19 protein-coding genes and 1 tRNA gene are annotated in these 14,209 nt (G+C 42.1%); 6 read left to right on the plus strand and 14 right to left on the minus strand.

Annotated elements, in window-relative coordinates; all coding sequences use genetic code 11:
- Positions 1-645 carry a response regulator gene (locus tag NAQ_RS00295; protein ID WP_162858538.1) on the minus strand — a complete coding sequence of 215 codons (645 nt, stop codon included), beginning with the start codon at positions 643-645 and terminating at the stop codon, positions 1-3.
- A 131-nt stretch (positions 646-776) separates the two neighbouring features.
- Here NAQ_RS00295 and NAQ_RS00300 point away from each other — a divergent pair, with 131 nt between their 5' ends.
- Positions 777-938 (plus strand): hypothetical protein, encoded by a 162-nt coding sequence (locus tag NAQ_RS00300; RefSeq protein ID WP_162858539.1) that lies wholly within the window; start codon positions 777-779, stop codon positions 936-938.
- A 62-nt stretch (positions 939-1,000) separates the two neighbouring features.
- The gene (locus NAQ_RS09935) at positions 1,001-1,171 is read left to right on the plus strand and encodes a hypothetical protein (RefSeq protein ID WP_162858540.1); all 171 of its coding nucleotides are present in this window, start codon (positions 1,001-1,003) and stop codon (positions 1,169-1,171) included.
- On the opposite strand, the gene NAQ_RS00305 is transcribed toward NAQ_RS09935, so the two are convergent.
- Both NAQ_RS00305 and NAQ_RS00310 read right to left on the minus strand, forming a co-directional pair.
- Positions 1,161-1,982 (minus strand): SirB1 family protein, encoded by an 822-nt coding sequence (locus NAQ_RS00305; RefSeq protein ID WP_245871626.1) that lies wholly within the window; start codon positions 1,980-1,982, stop codon positions 1,161-1,163. The two genes, NAQ_RS09935 and NAQ_RS00305, sit on opposite strands and share 11 nt — an antisense overlap.
- Positions 1,982-3,181 (minus strand): hypothetical protein, encoded by a 1,200-nt coding sequence (locus NAQ_RS00310; RefSeq protein WP_100181715.1) that lies wholly within the window; start codon positions 3,179-3,181, stop codon positions 1,982-1,984. The genes NAQ_RS00305 and NAQ_RS00310 overlap by 1 nt, the downstream gene beginning before the upstream one ends.
- Before the next feature lie 97 nt (positions 3,182-3,278).
- On the opposite strand from NAQ_RS00310, the gene NAQ_RS00315 reads away from it, so the two are divergent.
- The 3 genes from NAQ_RS00315 to NAQ_RS00325 are packed head-to-tail and all read left to right on the plus strand — an operon-like array spanning position 3,279 to position 5,368.
- Entirely contained in the window at positions 3,279-3,752 is a 474-nt protein-coding gene (locus NAQ_RS00315; protein ID WP_100181716.1) for a hypothetical protein, read from the plus strand.
- Positions 3,753-3,780: 28 nt separating this feature from the next.
- The gene (locus NAQ_RS00320; RefSeq protein ID WP_100181717.1) at positions 3,781-4,647 is read left to right on the plus strand and encodes a methyltransferase domain-containing protein; all 867 of its coding nucleotides are present in this window, start codon (positions 3,781-3,783) and stop codon (positions 4,645-4,647) included.
- 31 nt (positions 4,648-4,678) lie between these two features.
- The gene (locus NAQ_RS00325; RefSeq protein ID WP_100181718.1) at positions 4,679-5,368 is read left to right on the plus strand and encodes a DsbA family protein; all 690 of its coding nucleotides are present in this window, start codon (positions 4,679-4,681) and stop codon (positions 5,366-5,368) included.
- On the opposite strand, the gene NAQ_RS10360 is transcribed toward NAQ_RS00325, so the two are convergent.
- Together NAQ_RS10360 and NAQ_RS00330 are read right to left on the minus strand one after the other, a co-directional pair.
- The gene (locus NAQ_RS10360) at positions 5,365-5,493 is read right to left on the minus strand and encodes a hypothetical protein (RefSeq protein ID WP_256387155.1); all 129 of its coding nucleotides are present in this window, start codon (positions 5,491-5,493) and stop codon (positions 5,365-5,367) included. The two genes, NAQ_RS00325 and NAQ_RS10360, sit on opposite strands and share 4 nt — an antisense overlap.
- A 190-nt stretch (positions 5,494-5,683) precedes the next feature.
- Positions 5,684-5,881, minus strand: coding sequence for a hypothetical protein (locus NAQ_RS00330; RefSeq protein ID WP_100181719.1), 198 nt, complete (start codon positions 5,879-5,881; stop codon positions 5,684-5,686).
- A 415-nt stretch (positions 5,882-6,296) separates the two neighbouring features.
- Between NAQ_RS00330 and NAQ_RS00340 the strand changes: the two genes are divergently transcribed.
- Positions 6,297-7,364, plus strand: coding sequence for a zinc-binding dehydrogenase (locus NAQ_RS00340; RefSeq protein WP_100181721.1), 1,068 nt, complete (start codon positions 6,297-6,299; stop codon positions 7,362-7,364).
- A 19-nt stretch (positions 7,365-7,383) separates the two neighbouring features.
- On the opposite strand, the gene NAQ_RS00345 is transcribed toward NAQ_RS00340, so the two are convergent.
- The 9 genes from NAQ_RS00345 to NAQ_RS00385 all read right to left on the minus strand — a co-directional run bounded on the left by NAQ_RS00345 (position 7,384) and on the right by NAQ_RS00385 (position 14,157).
- Positions 7,384-7,764 carry a carbonic anhydrase gene (locus NAQ_RS00345; RefSeq protein WP_320410623.1) on the minus strand — a complete coding sequence of 127 codons (381 nt, stop codon included), beginning with the start codon at positions 7,762-7,764 and terminating at the stop codon, positions 7,384-7,386.
- A 147-nt stretch (positions 7,765-7,911) separates the two neighbouring features.
- Positions 7,912-8,451 (minus strand): hypothetical protein, encoded by a 540-nt coding sequence (locus tag NAQ_RS00350; protein WP_100181722.1) that lies wholly within the window; start codon positions 8,449-8,451, stop codon positions 7,912-7,914.
- A 252-nt stretch (positions 8,452-8,703) separates the two neighbouring features.
- A tRNA-Met gene (locus tag NAQ_RS00355) sits at positions 8,704-8,806 on the minus strand.
- 60 nt (positions 8,807-8,866) lie between these two features.
- Positions 8,867-10,432, minus strand: coding sequence for a DNA topoisomerase I (locus NAQ_RS00360; RefSeq protein ID WP_100181723.1), 1,566 nt, complete (start codon positions 10,430-10,432; stop codon positions 8,867-8,869).
- A 66-nt stretch (positions 10,433-10,498) separates the two neighbouring features.
- Positions 10,499-11,326, minus strand: a complete 828-nt coding sequence (locus tag NAQ_RS00365) for an SDR family oxidoreductase (RefSeq protein ID WP_100181724.1) — start codon at positions 11,324-11,326, stop codon at positions 10,499-10,501.
- Between the two features lie 46 nt (positions 11,327-11,372).
- Positions 11,373-11,945 (minus strand): hypothetical protein, encoded by a 573-nt coding sequence (locus NAQ_RS00370; RefSeq protein WP_100181725.1) that lies wholly within the window; start codon positions 11,943-11,945, stop codon positions 11,373-11,375.
- Between the two features lie 60 nt (positions 11,946-12,005).
- Positions 12,006-12,503 carry a winged helix-turn-helix transcriptional regulator gene (locus NAQ_RS00375; RefSeq protein WP_100181726.1) on the minus strand — a complete coding sequence of 166 codons (498 nt, stop codon included), beginning with the start codon at positions 12,501-12,503 and terminating at the stop codon, positions 12,006-12,008.
- Position 12,504: 1 nt separating this feature from the next.
- The gene (locus NAQ_RS00380) at positions 12,505-12,894 is read right to left on the minus strand and encodes a hypothetical protein (RefSeq protein ID WP_100181727.1); all 390 of its coding nucleotides are present in this window, start codon (positions 12,892-12,894) and stop codon (positions 12,505-12,507) included.
- Positions 12,895-12,972: 78 nt separating this feature from the next.
- Positions 12,973-14,157: a hypothetical protein gene (locus NAQ_RS00385; RefSeq protein ID WP_100181728.1), complete on the minus strand. Its 1,185-nt coding sequence runs from the start codon at positions 14,155-14,157 to the stop codon at positions 12,973-12,975.
- Between the last annotated feature and the right edge of the window lie 52 nt (positions 14,158-14,209).

The following is a 14,209-nucleotide window of genomic DNA, read 5'->3' on the forward strand; positions in this document are numbered from 1 at the left end:
CTAGCTGCATATCACTTGTAAAAAATTGGCAATTGGATGCTGGTCTTTGACCTCGGATAGACTTTCTCTGATCGTCTTTATTATTGCTAAAGAACCATTGCCAAACATTTCATGTAGTATATCTTTTAGATATTCTGGGTGTTCTAGACAATCAGAAAAATAACAACCATGCTTTGCATGCAGACGCCTTCCGACCTCTTCTACTGTTGAAGGACTTAGTTTTTGGAGGGCTTGTGTTATTGTAAAGCTGATTAGCGCTTGTTTTTCGTTACTTACCACACTGTTTGTTTCTAGGGCTCTACCCAATAATGATTTTATTTTATTTATCTCAAATGGTTTGAGGAGAATGGCGGTAGGGTTGAGCTGGTCTAGTTTTTCATGATCGTCAGAATCTAAATCTGCAGCTATGATGACTATTTTGGCATATGGACTTGTTTTTCGAATTTCTTTTAGGGCATAAATTCCATCATAGTCAGGCATTGACAAGTCCAAAAACACAAGGTCGGGTTTGTATTTTTTGTGTATCTCGACTGCATCTTGTCCATCATGTCCAACCGCAATGACTTTGACATCCAGCATTTCAAGATATTCTGCAAACACCTTTGCGGTATCCTCATCATCGTCTATGACCGCACTAGTCAGCATTGAATAATGGGGAGCAAATTTAACTATAAAAAACATCGTTTAATTTCAAGGAATCTTCTTTGATCATGCCAACACAGGTATGCATGGCCAAATCCTTAAACTTAATAGACGATTCACAAACCCTTCCTATAATGGGACGTCGAAAGACACAGAAGATAATCAAGACAGGTCCAAAAAATGTCACAACCGGATTTTGCCCAAAATGTCAAACCGTGGGTCGTATTTTCATCATAGGCCAAGTTGGAGCCGAGCACGCAAAATGCGCCTCGTGCAACCAAGAGTTTGATTTGTAGAGCAAACTGGCAAAAAAGTTAACCCATAAATTTTTAAGCTCTTTTTCTGATTGTACGGTGTAATGAGTACTGAAGGCGAGACAATTTATGAGCGCGTAGCCAAACTGGAAGACGAAATAGCGTCACTGCGCAACGAAGTAGATGTCCTCAAAAAAGCACTACGCAACAAGCTGGCACGACACGAAATCTCACAGATAAAGCGCGGCCACGACGTCACATCTATTATTGACTAGACTTTTCCCTAGTGTTTCTGATCAATTCCAAAATAAAATCAACATCTTGAGCCTCTGGCGCAATTTCCAGATACTTGTTTAGGTGGTCTAGTGCCGGCTGGTATTTTTGCAGCCGCTCCAGAATAATTCCCTTGTCGCGTATTTCATCAGGTGATTCTGGCTCTACAGCTAGTATCATATCTGCGCATCGCAGTGCTTTCTCATATGCATAGGACTGGGCGTACGAGTTTTTCAGGTTGCGGATTATTCTGACTAGGATTTTATCCTCTGGTAATTCGTCTAGGAACTCTGGGGAAAACTCGATCTCCTCTCCAAAGTTTCTAAACAAAATGTCCTCTAGGTCGTCTATTGATAATAGATGCCCGCCACTAAACGGATCTAGGATCATCTCTTCATTATGCTTTACCACGACATGGCTTGGAAATCCGCATATTTTCAAGTCAAGGCCTATCCTTCTTGCAATTTCTACATAAAGAATTGACAGCGTGATTGGAATTCCGCTCTTTTTTTGCAGTACCTCGTTGAGGAAATTGTTCTTTGGATTGTAATAGTCGTCGGCGTCTCCATGGAATCCTAGCGTGTCAAAGAGGTGCTCATTTAGCATCGATATTAGGTACGTGGGATTTTTTACATCAGATAGTATCACTTTGAGTGATTTTGCAATTTCGTTTATTCTTTGAATGTTGGATTCAATGTCCAAATCCGGATATTCCAGAATTTGCGCAAGCTTGAGGCATTTTTCGACTAGGTTGTATTTTGGGTCCTGCGCAAACGCAACCCATTCTGCAACAAACGGATCGAATTTTTCCATTATTTCTGGTTGATTCTCTTTAGATATAACTGAGGATCTTTGAGCTCGCGCGTGCTTGGCGGATTTTGCAACAAAGTCTGGAACGTGTTTTTGCCATGACTGGAATAAACCAGACTTGTTAGGTCTTTGCCCATGTGTTTTCTTACCTGGTATGATGAAATGTCTGTCCCCATGAATGTCGTGAGGTACTGGGCAAAATCCTCGTCGTTTGATAAAATGTTTTGAACGCAAAATTCTGCCATTCCCTCCATTGTGGAAAATATTGCGTGATGTCTCTGTATTGGAACGAGCCATCTCTGGTAAATGCCCAATAATTGCGGAATCATTGCTGATATGGTAGGGTCTATCTCTACTTTGGTAAATGTCATCACGTCGGGCCCAAGAACATTGACAATGAAATTGTCAGGATTTAGCGTAAAGAACAGGTTTGCCATTTTTGCTATTGGAAATTCCGGTGGAACGTCTGGCAGCTGCAGATATTCTGATAATTTGCCTGCGGTGGAATCATCCAGATTCAGGATGATTTTTGCCAATTCCTCGTTTATCTGGTTTACCTCGATTACTGCCTGCTTGTTTTGCTCGTATAGGTCATTTTGTATAGAGTGGACCAGCTCTTCTAGAATGGTCATTTTCAGCGCACCGACATAGCCAGACCTTACTCCCTCATATCGAAGTGAATATGGTTTTCCCTGCTTGTACAAAATTATCTGCGGATAGCTGGACAGAACAAAATTATTTACAAATATTGTATCATCCAGATAGTCGCCATAGGTTGTGGAGATTTTTGAAATGTAGGATTTTGCATATGTGGAATAGACCAAAAACTTGGCAGTGTCCTCTTTTATTATTCCTGCAATGGACTGGCGTTCCTGCTTTGCCAGTGCCGCAAATAATTTGTCGACAAATCCTCGAGCGTCCTGAGTTGCAAAAACCTTGCGGCCCTTGATTTTTTTGAGCTCTTCGAGGTCTGGGAACTCTACTCTGATGGTATTATTTGGCGCAATTCCGGTAAATTTCATTATTTTTTGCGCAAGATCTGGCATGATTTTTTGTACGATTTGTTGCGGCGTATCGAACCTTATTGTAAATTCCGGATCCTCTGAGATTCGCGCAGACAAGTTTGCAATGTCTTTTTCCTCATTGATTTCTACGGAAATCTGATCCAGTAGTGCATCTGCAAACTCTTCAAGCTCTGTCAACGAGAATCAGCTTTTGGCAGACAATTTAACATTAACTGGGGTTTGTTTACTTGGTACAACATTGTCCCTATATGACTTGGATTGGTATTGTGATTTAATGCAAGTAAACCAAGAGAAAAAATCAGAATGGGCAAACCTGGAGGACAATTTGGGAAAAGAACCTGCACCGCAATATCTCTCAGTATGCGATGTGTGGAAGGACAGTGTCCATAAGGTTGTAACCAAGCTGGAATATCAAACTCCGATTTACCTGCAAGCATATACTCAGATTCACACGGAATTTCTGCACTGTGTGGACAATCTTTTTGGCACGTGTTATTTGTGGCAAAAGCAGTACTTTGACCGACTGGGACTAGACAAGGGAATAGTCAATGCATACGGCCAGCTCTACAATTCATGGGTTGATCAATACATGCAAGGCCTAGATGCATATGCAAACTACAAAAAAGTCCAGGCAGACATGGCAGTTGATGCCATGAAAGTTGGCAACGAGATGCTGCATTCGTGGATGGACATGTTTGGTAGAATAGTGTCATCTTGGAATTCCTGGGTTGGGCGCACCAACGTTTAATTCGTTTTAGTATTTTCTGAGATTTGGTTTGCTCAAGTCCAGCCTGAGTTATCTGAGATGTGTCAGGTGTCACTCCAAGCTGGAGCTAGAGTCATACAAAGAAAAGGAGCAAATCATAGAAGGATTGTTATCATGCACAAAATGTGGTCTGACATATCCTGTCATTCACGGCATAGCGGTGTTGTGGGATGATTTTGCAGAATATCTGTCAAATCGCGCAAAGCTTGGAGGTGAATTGCTCCTCTCGGCAAAAACCGCACAAATCAAGTCTCTTGTAAAATCTGCATTATCCAAGGCTTCAAAATCCCAAGACCTCTCCATAATTGAAAAAAGATGGGCAGTCATATATCGGAATAATAAAAAATCAAGATTTTATGGTATGATTCAAAAAATACTGCCAAAGGCAAATCTTGCACTAGAACATGGCTGCTCTGTTGGTATGATGACTGGATTCCTTGCAGGAAAATGTGATGTGGTGTTTGGAATTGACAAGTCGTTTTATGCAATACTTGAAGCAAAAAAGACAGGCAGGGAAAATCTGGATTACTTTGTGGCTGATTCTATGGAGCACCCATTTGGCAAAACAAAGTTTGATCTGGTGCTTGGATTGAACCTCTTTGAGCTGGTAGAGCCAAAAAAACTAATCAAAACGCTTGCAAGCCAGGTTCCAAAACACGGCACACTGGTACTATCGGACCCATATGACTATGAGCGTGGCGCAAAATCAGTCAAAGAACCCTTGTACGAAGATACCATACGAAAAGAAATTACCAAGCTTGGATTTTCCATAACCAGCACGACAAAAAAGCCAAGCCACATACAGTGGAATCTAAAGTTGCACCAAAGAGCGAATCTGCAATACCTAGTTGATCTGGTGGTAGCCAAAAGATCTTAATGTTTTTTAGACAAGACAAAAAACCGTCCCTGTGGGCAAGAACAAAAAGGAAAAACCGGTCCGCAAATCAAAGACAAAATTCATAGGAATCGGGATCATTGCCACAATTGCAGCAATAATTGGTATTGTGGCGGCAAGCGGCGGAGTGGATCTTAGCCCAACTAAAACATTGATGGACACAAACAACGGCTCACCAGTACTTGGCTCTGATGATGCACCTGTCACCATAATAGAATTCGGCGACTATCAGTGCCCGTTTTGCCAGAGATGGAACCTGCAGACAAAGCCGTTAATTGAGCAAAACTATATCGATTCTGGCCAAGTCAAGCTCATCTATATCGACCTACCAATAGTTGGAATTGATTCTCCAAAGGCGCACGCATCAAGCTATTGCGCAGACGAGCAAGGCCTGTACTGGCAGTATCATGATCACTTGTACAAGAACCAGGGGCATGAAAACGACGGATGGGCAAGAGCAGAAAAGCTCAAGGACTTGGCATCAACACTGCCTGGCCTGGACTCGGCAAAATTCAACGAATGCCTTGATTCTGGAAAATATGACAGCAGAGTACAACAAAACAAAAATGTTGCAACAAAAAGCGGCGCACGCTCTACTCCGACATTTATCATAATTGGCCCAGACGGGGATGGCACGCAAATCAGCGGGGCACAACCGTATTCAGTATTCCAGTCGGTAATTGAAGAAAAACTAGCCTCCTAGGCAAGCGGCTTGCCACAGGATGCGCATTTTAGGTGTGTTGCAAGTATTGCATATTCCTGAGATTCATTTACGCTGACGCATTGTTTTCCGCCCTCTTTGCAGAGGTGGCAAAATTCTTTAGTCATTTTGTTTATGGGTCAAAAATTGGATAAAGCAATTTGGATGTTTGATGTCAACAAACAATTCAATGTGGTTTTAAAAAAAACATATGGAAAAGCCTGGAAATGACTCCACTATGGTCGGGCATGGTATGGCTTTTCTATAATTGGTTTCTAATTGTGATATTTGAGAAAATTGGTAGATTTGACAAATGTACTATTGCCCGTAATACAAAATTAGGTATTCGTCTTGGCTCTTGCGGGACTTTTTTGCTTTGAGCGCATCTTGGTACAAATCAAAGTGCTCAATTAAGTACAGTCTATTACCTGGTGCGGCAAAGGGGTCGACACCAACCAGATTGAATCCGGATTCTGGCGTCAGTGCCTTCTTTTCATCATCGGTGATTTCTTGCAATTTGATTTTGTTTGTGCTATTGTATTTTTTAGATTTATGTCGACCCTGCCTCTGAATTTAGTATGCCTCGATGGCTTGCCCTAGTTTGATCTTAAATTTTGTGTTTCTTGGCTTTGTTCTTAGCATAAAATTACAACACGGGCATCGCAATCCATCCCATGTGACATAAACCTCGCAAACCTGGCACCTCTTTTGCCCAAAACGATACTTGCCCTTGTTTGGACTGCCCTTTGTTACTCTGTGTTGGTAACACACTCCATTACATGTGCTGCCCAATCTATTACCACCAATCGGAATTTGCTAAAATTCTAATCTTCATATTTTTGATCTCAGAAAAATCGCACTTAAACTGAAGCGTTACAACACATTACAGTGTATTCTTTGTTACTAAATACTGGTGCATGGAACTCAACTCGTGAAGGCACTAGTATACGAAGAATATGCTCCTGACGATAATTATGCAAAAATTCTCAAAGTAAAGGAAATCCCTGATCCAAAACCAAAATCAAACGAAATTGTTCTCAAGCTCAGGGCAGCTGCTCTGAACTATAATGATATTTGGGGAATGAGAGGGGTCCCAATTGCAATTCCGTTGCCACACATCTCTGGCTCTGATGCAGCAGGAGATGTTGTCGCAGTAGGCGAGGATGTAACTAATTTCAAAATAGGAGACAGAGTGGTGACACACTCTAATCTTGCCTGCAGGACATGTGATCTGTGTACATCGGGAAGGGAATTTGACTGTACAAAAAGGCAGGTCTGGGGATTTCAGACAGGACCGTTGTGGGGAGCATACAGTGAGCTAGTTCACCTGCCGGAGACAAACATTTCCAAGATCCCAGAGGGGGTAAGCTACGAGGAAGCAGCGGCCGCATCCATGACAATTCTTACCTCATGGCACATGTTGGTGGGAAGGGCAAAGATAACGCCAGGCCAAATAGTACTCATTATGGGCGGCGGCTCTGGAGTTGGCAGCTTTGGCATACAAATTGCCAAGCTGTACGGGTGCCATGTGATAGCCACATCCAGCAAGGACAAGCTAGACAAGTGCCTAAAACTTGGTGCAGACTACGCAGTGGACCACAGAAAGGAAGACTGGTCCAAAGAAGTCTACAAGATAACCAAGGACATTGCCGCAAAAGAGGGCAGAAGACCCGGGGTGGATTTGACATTTGACCATATCGGCGAGACTCACTTTAACAAGCAACTATCACTGCTCAACTATGGCGGCACGCTTGTAACGTGCGGCGCAACAACTGGCTATGACGCAAAAATTGATCTAAGACAAATCTTTTTCAAAGGAATCAATGTTCTTGGCTCGACTCAGGGAACAAAAGCAGAGATGGAGGCGGGACTGTACTGGATGAGCAAGGGCAAAATCAAAGCAGAGATAGATTCAACCTATTCGTTTGAGAATGCAGCCGAAGCTCACACAAAAATGCTCAAGGGCAATTTCTTTGGCAAAATTCTGATGAAGCCGTAATTATCAGTGTGAATTGTATCTAGACTACTTCTACTTCCCAGTCTTCGTTTATCCATGCACCGACTATTTTGGCCGGGAATTTCCATGATTCAACAATCTCCATGGTGTTCTTGATGTGTCGTATGTGCTCTTGCTTTGAAACCGGGTTTCCTGCGCAATCGTGATGGCCGGAAACTAGGATTAGTTTTGAGCCGTGTTTGCTAACTGAGATTGATACCTTTGACTTGATTTCTTCCATTTTGGCAAAATTTGCAAATAATCTGTCAATTCCTGGCTCTGTTATGGTGTCGACGTGGCCTACGTTGTATTTTTCTTGGAGCCAATGTATTATTGGAAGTTGAATTCTTCCATCCATACAACTAACGGATGTGCAGAACTTGTTAGATCGAAGCATTTCCATCAATCCTCAAATCAAATTTGAAAAAAAGGCGAGAGAGCAAAGTAACTGTCGGTACAGGGAGAATGACTTGATTACCTGAGTGTTCTCTCACAAAATACTAGTGCAGTTAATTCCACTTATACTAGTAGCATTACATTGTATTACAGATTATTCAATCGGAAAAATCAGCGTAATGTTTCCTCGCTTTGATTTAATTTCTAATTTTTTATTAATAATGTCATAGAATAGCTCCCGCACCAGCGTTTCGACATACAAAGACCATTTCTCACCAAGCTCGTGCTGAATGGTGAAAATGTACGAGTCTTGGCTTTGTTCTACATTGTGCTGCATCCATGCCACGTTGAGCCATGCGCGCAAGATTTCTATGAAGTCATTAACAGTGTAATCCCTTTTCATAAAATGCAGAATATTTGAGAATGTTTCCTTTTCAATCACTTTGGCAAGGGTGACTATCTCCTTGTCCTCTAGTCTGTGTATTGCGGCATTGACAAATGGCTTTGTCATTGGAAGTAGTCCTACCTTTCTCTCATATCTGCCCCATAACACGTGATTTGAGAGTATTTTTAGTATGAGTGAATTGAAATTTACTTTTTCATAGTTTGACTCTTTTTTTAGTTCTGCAATCAGTGATGCCGGAAGTCGCAGCGTGCAAACCTGGCTTTTCTTATCAGGCTCTGTGACTACCATGTTTAGGAAACCAGTAATCTCGCATTAAATAGATTCTTAATGTTTTGATTCATGTTTTTGACAAGCCTTTATGGTTTCCTAGTGTGCAATGTATGCATATTTCATAGTAATTATTAGAAATGATTCTGGTACATTTGCAATTGCATTTGCACGCCTTTGTCTGCAATAGCACTGTATTGTATGTACCAGATTAAATTATTCGTTTTATTCGGAATTGCTGGATTAGGACCCGCGACTAGAAACCGTAATGTATGCCGGGGGTGGGTTTTGAACCCACGACCTCCAGATTATGAGTAATGCCCTTTTATCGGAGGGATAGAAGACTGGCACTCTAACCAGGCTGAGCTACCCCGGCACAAAAACGGCTAATTTTATGGCGCAATTAAATGATTCTGCTTTGAAATTATTCCAAAAATTACTGAGCTGCAATATCTTTCCATTTGGCGTCAACGGACTTGACCCAAAGGAATTTTCTCTGCAGCGATGATGTGTAGAGCTTTTCCCAGTCTGCCTTTACTTCATTGGTCCAGGCCTTGAATACGCGCGGATCGATATAGTTTCTAAGCGACGTTCCAAGGTTATAGTCGCGAGTTTTCTCTTGTAGTTCAATTGAGAGTTTTAGCTTTTCCTGTCGGAGCTTGAGTGCTTCTTTTTGCTTTGGTGTTTTAGGAACAGATTCTTTTAGCTTTTTTAGCTGTTCTTTTTTCTTTTCTAGGCCTGCCTCGAAGCTCTTTGGAATCGTCCTTTTGTGATTACACATGATTGCCGCCTGCAAGTTTGCCATTTTTGCAATGTAGAGTTTTTCGTTTTCAGTCTTGTCCTTGACATTTAGCTTATCAGACAGATATCGCTTGACCTCAGTTGTTGCCAAATAAGTTCTGAAAACCTTGGCAGTGAGGCCCTTGACTATGCCACTTAGGAACTCGTTTACGTGCCTTGATGTTACACCGTCAAAGATTTCATCGCTTGGCTTTTTGTTTGATACCAGCTTTTTGATGTTTTCAAATAACATGGCGTCATTTCCCTGCACTGGAATGGTCTCCTCCCATCGGACGCTGTCTTTGCCCAAAAAGTCAAAGTGGATTCCCTTGTCATCTAGCTTGACATGTTCTTTGCGTAGTGTCGTGGCACCTACGGTATCTGCTTCGTCTGGGTCTTTTTCGTCTCCGACTCTCATCGACGTTCTGTATATCAAATAGCAGGCAGTGGCAATCTTGGCCTCTTTGGGATCCTTGGATTTCATGGCGGCAATTATCTTCTGCTCTACTTTGTCTATCTCCTTGCCGAGCTTGGCAGCTTTGTCGTATTTTGCCATGTCGCGCTCTTGCTTGAGGCCTGCAGTGTCTGCAAGCCAAACGTATTTTATCTTCTCAGACAATACATCGGTCCAGCATGCAAGCCACATGGAATCATGCTCGTGCACAATTTTGCCCCAGTTTCCTGGCGGGACCTTTGCTTCTTTTCCTAGGTTTAGCGTAACGTCCTTGTGTGTGATCTTGGGCTTCCATTTTCCGCGCATCGGGTGATCTCCGCGACCAATGAAGATTCCTGGAGGCTCTGCCATGTAGTTGGCCACTTCGACTTCTTTTCCATCCATGATTGCTTTGCCGTAAATTCCCTTCATTTTTTCACGGAGTTCTTTTCGTTTTTGAGCAATTGCCTTTTTCTCTTCTTTAGTTACCAATAGTCTTGAGTCTTTTTCTCGGTCTACAATTTTGAATGCGTCTGAAAAATCAATATCTGAAATGTTCAGGCCCTTGTACTTTCCACCAAAGGTGGCAGCAAAGTCTGCAACAAAGTTCTTCTGAAAAACGGCATCCTGAACATATGGAGTGTCCTTTTTCTTTGCCCACTGATAGATCATCTCCTCTTGGAGCAAGTCTAGCTTGACTGGCTCGCCTTTGATCTTGACTTTGATTCCGCGGGTCTCATAGTCTGGCGGAAAGATGATCCCATTGTGTTGTAGCGTTTTCCATTTCATAATTCGTACCTAGTCTCTGCGGACTTTGATAAAAACTGCCTTTTCTGGCTATATCAAGTTAACCCATCAAAAGAGTTCTTTTTTGAGATAGTTCTCAAACTCAATGTCAGTCTTCATTTTCTTTGCCTCCAAAAACATAATCGCATCATTTCCTACTGGATAGCGCGGCAACGGATTTTTCTCCTTTAGGGCTTTGACTATTGTCTCTGCCACTTCTTTTGGAGGGGTGCCCATTTCTGCCATCATCTTGACTCCTGCCACTACCTTGTTTGTAATATCCTTGTATGGCGAGTCTGGTTTGGCGTTCTTTGGCATTCTCATTGAGCCAAAGAAATTGGTCTTGATCACGCCAGGTTCTATGATTATTGTGTTTACTCCAAACGGTGATAATTCGTATCTGAGGCATTCTGATAGGCCTTCCAGCGCAAACTTTGAGCTGATATAAGCTGGGGATCCAGGAAAGCCAATTCTGCCTGCAACGGAACTCACGTTTACTATGGCACCTGACTTTTGTGATCTCATAATTGGCGCTACCTCCTGGATTAGTCTTGCCACAGCAAAAAAGTTCGTTTCAAACTGCGCCTTTAGCTCATCAATTGTGAGATCTTCGAGACACCCAAAAATTCCATATCCCGCATTATTTACCAAAACATCGATTCGCTTTTTTTCTGTCATGACTTGCTTTATTGCCGATGAGATGGATTCTGGCTTGTCTACATCAAGCGGTATTATTGTAATTGGAAGGTTTTCCTTTTTTACGATTTCTTGGATTTTTGCGCCCTTTTTTGTGTCTCGCATTGACGCGTAGGTGTGATATCCTTCTCTGGCCAGCGCCAAGGCAGTCTCAAAGCCAATTCCGCTAGAGCATCCAGTGACTAGGGCAACTTTGTCCATGATGTCCTTGGTATCATGTTCTTAATTAATCATAAAAAAAGAAAAATTATCTGGCTTCGACTTTTTCCGGATGGAACGAGCCTTCGATTTCCGCATTCTTTATTTTGGCATAGATGTGTACTGTTGGATGTCCTTCACTATCTGGTGTGTATTTTGCGGTGTAGCGACCTGGCTGTTTTTTGTCTTCGACTACTTTGAGTGTGGTCTTTTTGTCATTAAGAGTGATGTCTACTTCCAGTGACTTTGCTAGACCTTTGACTCCAGCGGATTTGTGGTTGTGAGTGTCCTTTGCTTTTTTCTTGGTAGGTTTTTTCTCATCATGGGAGTGCTTTGTTTCCTTCTTGGTTATCTTTTTCTCGTCCTGGCTGTGCTTTGTGGTCTTTTTGTCAGTCGATTTGGCATCATGGCCCTCATGAGATGTGGTTGATTTTTTGTCTGTGGCTGAGGCCTTTGAGATGTTGATCTCAATTGCGTTGGCTTTTCCTGCCACAGGAGGCTCTTTTGTCCAGCCTACCTCTACTTTGTAATCGCCAATTACCTGGTCCTTGTGGGCATAAGCATTGCCTACTAGGCCAATTGCTACTGCAAATACGACTAGGGTTGCTAGTTTTGTATTCATCAAGGTAATTTTGTAAATAAAATAAATAATAATTCTGGTAGAATTATCAAAATAGAATCTCTAGATAGAGCTAAATATGTCTGAGATGTTGTCTGCAGTCCTCTCAAACAGCGAGGTCTGGTGCTTGGCAATTATCTCTCTGATATAGTTAGAGTCTGCCAGACAAAAGACAAGCTCGTTCTCATGCAGTTTTCTGGTTACGATGCCCTGCTCTGTCATTTCTTTGAGGTATACTGATACGGTTCCTTGAGATTTTTCTGCTTTTCTTGTAATCTCTTTGAATGAAAGTTCTTTTTCTAACAGTGACACTATAATTTTCTTCATGGTTGGGTTTCGAAGATCCTTGATTAGCTGAGCTTCCTGATCTTGGATTCCACATGGATAAATCCGTGCAACTCGCGGACTGCGCTGGATTGTTATCTTGCCTGATTCTTCAATTTTGGATAGGTGGTGGCTCAGAACGCCGTTTTTGAATCCAGTCTCGCGCATTATCTCAGAATAGCTGATTCCGGGATTCTTGCTTACTAGTTCCAGTATGGCCTCGACGCGAGTTTCCATTTTAGTCTCTCCTGAATACTCCTATTGAAAATATGCCCAACATTCCTATAATAAGCATATGACTAATTTGCTCCATGGTAATGGTTCCAAAATAGAAAGTGTAGGGCCAAGTCACGTCGATAATCTTGATTATCTCAGATACTACAAACATTGAAAACGCAATTGCGGTTATTGCAAGCTTTCTTGTCTTTATCTTGGTATATGCGTATGCTGCAGATATTGTCAGAAATGTCGCAAGCGAAATTCCTGCTATGTGTAGCGATATGTGGGCAATGTGAAATCCATGGAAAATGTTTGGAATTATGATTGGCAAAAATAATATCCCAATTACTGCCAGTACGCTTACTACGAACATGTTGCTTTTGTGCTCGATAAATGCAGTCAGTGACAACTGGCATTATTGCCAAATTTTGCAATTTAAGGCGACTGGTAGAACTATCAAAAATAAAGAAAAAGAGTGAACCTTCCCTTATGGGAATGTATACTGACCGTTGCTTGTAGGTCCAGAATTGGTATAGTTCCTTGGCGCCTGATCAGCTATTGGGTTTGCTGGGACCGGATTGAGCGTATTGATTGCATTTGCAATGTCTTCTAGAACATTCCAAATGTCCCAAGTGTTGTCTCTGATCTGTCCTATTGCAGTTCTGATGTCTGTTGGGTATGTCTGCTCGTTTGTTCCTGCACTGTTGTCAGGCCAAGCTATTCCCTGAGAGTAACCGTTAGTAGTTGGGCTGGATGTAAAGTTGCCCAGTCCAAATCCTCCGCTGATAGTAGCTGTTCTGTTTGATACGGTTCCACCTGAGTGGGCCTGCAATACATTATTTGTGTAGTTTGTTCCCTGAGACAAAGACAAAGTTTTGATGTTCTTACCGTCAGTCCACATGTTGATGTTTGTTAGCCCTATGCTGGTGTCGTTGTAGTAGTTGAGGCTGCCGTATATGTGGTAAAGAGTCAGGCCTTGCTGGGTGTAGTGCTGTCTGATGCTTTGTCTGTATGTGCCATCGAGTACAAATCCTGTTGGGACTTCGTGTGCTGCTAATGGCCTGGCAAACATGCCAGTTCTGCTATCAGTGTAGCCAAAAGCTCCACCTGAATTTGGTACGCAGTTACGCGCATTTCCAGTCAACACATTGCTGCTTACAGTACCAGAGCTGTTGCACCAAAACCCTGCAGTATTTGCTCCTGGGTTCGTGCCAGAATTGTCATACTTTACACCTCCATAGAGTGCCTTTCCATTATCTGTATAGCTGTAAAGTGTGGATGCTGGGTAAAAGTACGTGTCAACTTTGAGAACTTTACCTGTCGGCGTAAAGTCGTTCTGCTGATAGGCGCTCTTTGTTTGATCCCTGTGAGCATTGTTTAATCCAAATGATGTTTGCATGTGGGTCATTCTGATCTCTAAATCATGAATTCCACCCGTGTATGCTGGCTCGTCAGTCTCGCCTATTACAATTCTGAGCGTATGGTTGCCATTTGTCGGAGCGATACCTGTGCCTGAACTAATGGATCCACCAGAACCCTTGAAAACTCCACTTCCTGGAACAATATCGAAGCTCATATGAGCATATACAGCATCAAAATTAATCATAAACATGACTGAAGAAGCCACAATAGCAACTATCAATAGATGCTTGATGTTTTTTTGCGTTGTCATATTTTGATTTTTAAAAAATTTATACGTATTAAACAAAATTGGTAGAATCGAA

The organism is Candidatus Nitrosotenuis aquarius (genome assembly GCF_002787055.1).
In the GTDB taxonomy this organism is placed as follows: Archaea; Thermoproteota; Nitrososphaeria; order Nitrososphaerales; family Nitrosopumilaceae; genus Nitrosotenuis; species Nitrosotenuis aquarius.

Bases quoted from the DNA above. Each gene is read 5' to 3' on its own strand.
- NAQ_RS00295 (WP_162858538.1), bottom strand. From the start codon at position 645: ATGCTGACTAGTGCGGTCATAGACGATGATGAGGATACCGCAAAGGTG.
- NAQ_RS00300 (WP_162858539.1), top strand. From the start codon at position 777: ATGGGACGTCGAAAGACACAGAAGATAATCAAGACAGGTCCAAAAAAT.
- NAQ_RS09935 (WP_162858540.1), top strand. From the start codon at position 1,001: ATGAGTACTGAAGGCGAGACAATTTATGAGCGCGTAGCCAAACTGGAA.
- NAQ_RS00305 (WP_245871626.1), bottom strand. From the start codon at position 1,982: ATGGAAAAATTCGATCCGTTTGTTGCAGAATGGGTTGCGTTTGCGCAG.
- NAQ_RS00315 (WP_100181716.1), top strand. From the start codon at position 3,279: ATGCAAGTAAACCAAGAGAAAAAATCAGAATGGGCAAACCTGGAGGAC.
- NAQ_RS10360 (WP_256387155.1), bottom strand. From the start codon at position 5,493: ATGACTAAAGAATTTTGCCACCTCTGCAAAGAGGGCGGAAAACAATGC.
- NAQ_RS00345 (WP_320410623.1), bottom strand. From the start codon at position 7,764: ATGGAAATGCTTCGATCTAACAAGTTCTGCACATCCGTTAGTTGTATG.
- NAQ_RS00350 (WP_100181722.1), bottom strand. From the start codon at position 8,451: ATGGTAGTCACAGAGCCTGATAAGAAAAGCCAGGTTTGCACGCTGCGA.
- NAQ_RS00360 (WP_100181723.1), bottom strand. From the start codon at position 10,432: ATGAAATGGAAAACGCTACAACACAATGGGATCATCTTTCCGCCAGAC.
- NAQ_RS00365 (WP_100181724.1), bottom strand. From the start codon at position 11,326: ATGGACAAAGTTGCCCTAGTCACTGGATGCTCTAGCGGAATTGGCTTT.
- NAQ_RS00370 (WP_100181725.1), bottom strand. From the start codon at position 11,945: ATGAATACAAAACTAGCAACCCTAGTCGTATTTGCAGTAGCAATTGGC.
- NAQ_RS00375 (WP_100181726.1), bottom strand. From the start codon at position 12,503: ATGGAAACTCGCGTCGAGGCCATACTGGAACTAGTAAGCAAGAATCCC.
- NAQ_RS00385 (WP_100181728.1), bottom strand. From the start codon at position 14,157: ATGACAACGCAAAAAAACATCAAGCATCTATTGATAGTTGCTATTGTG.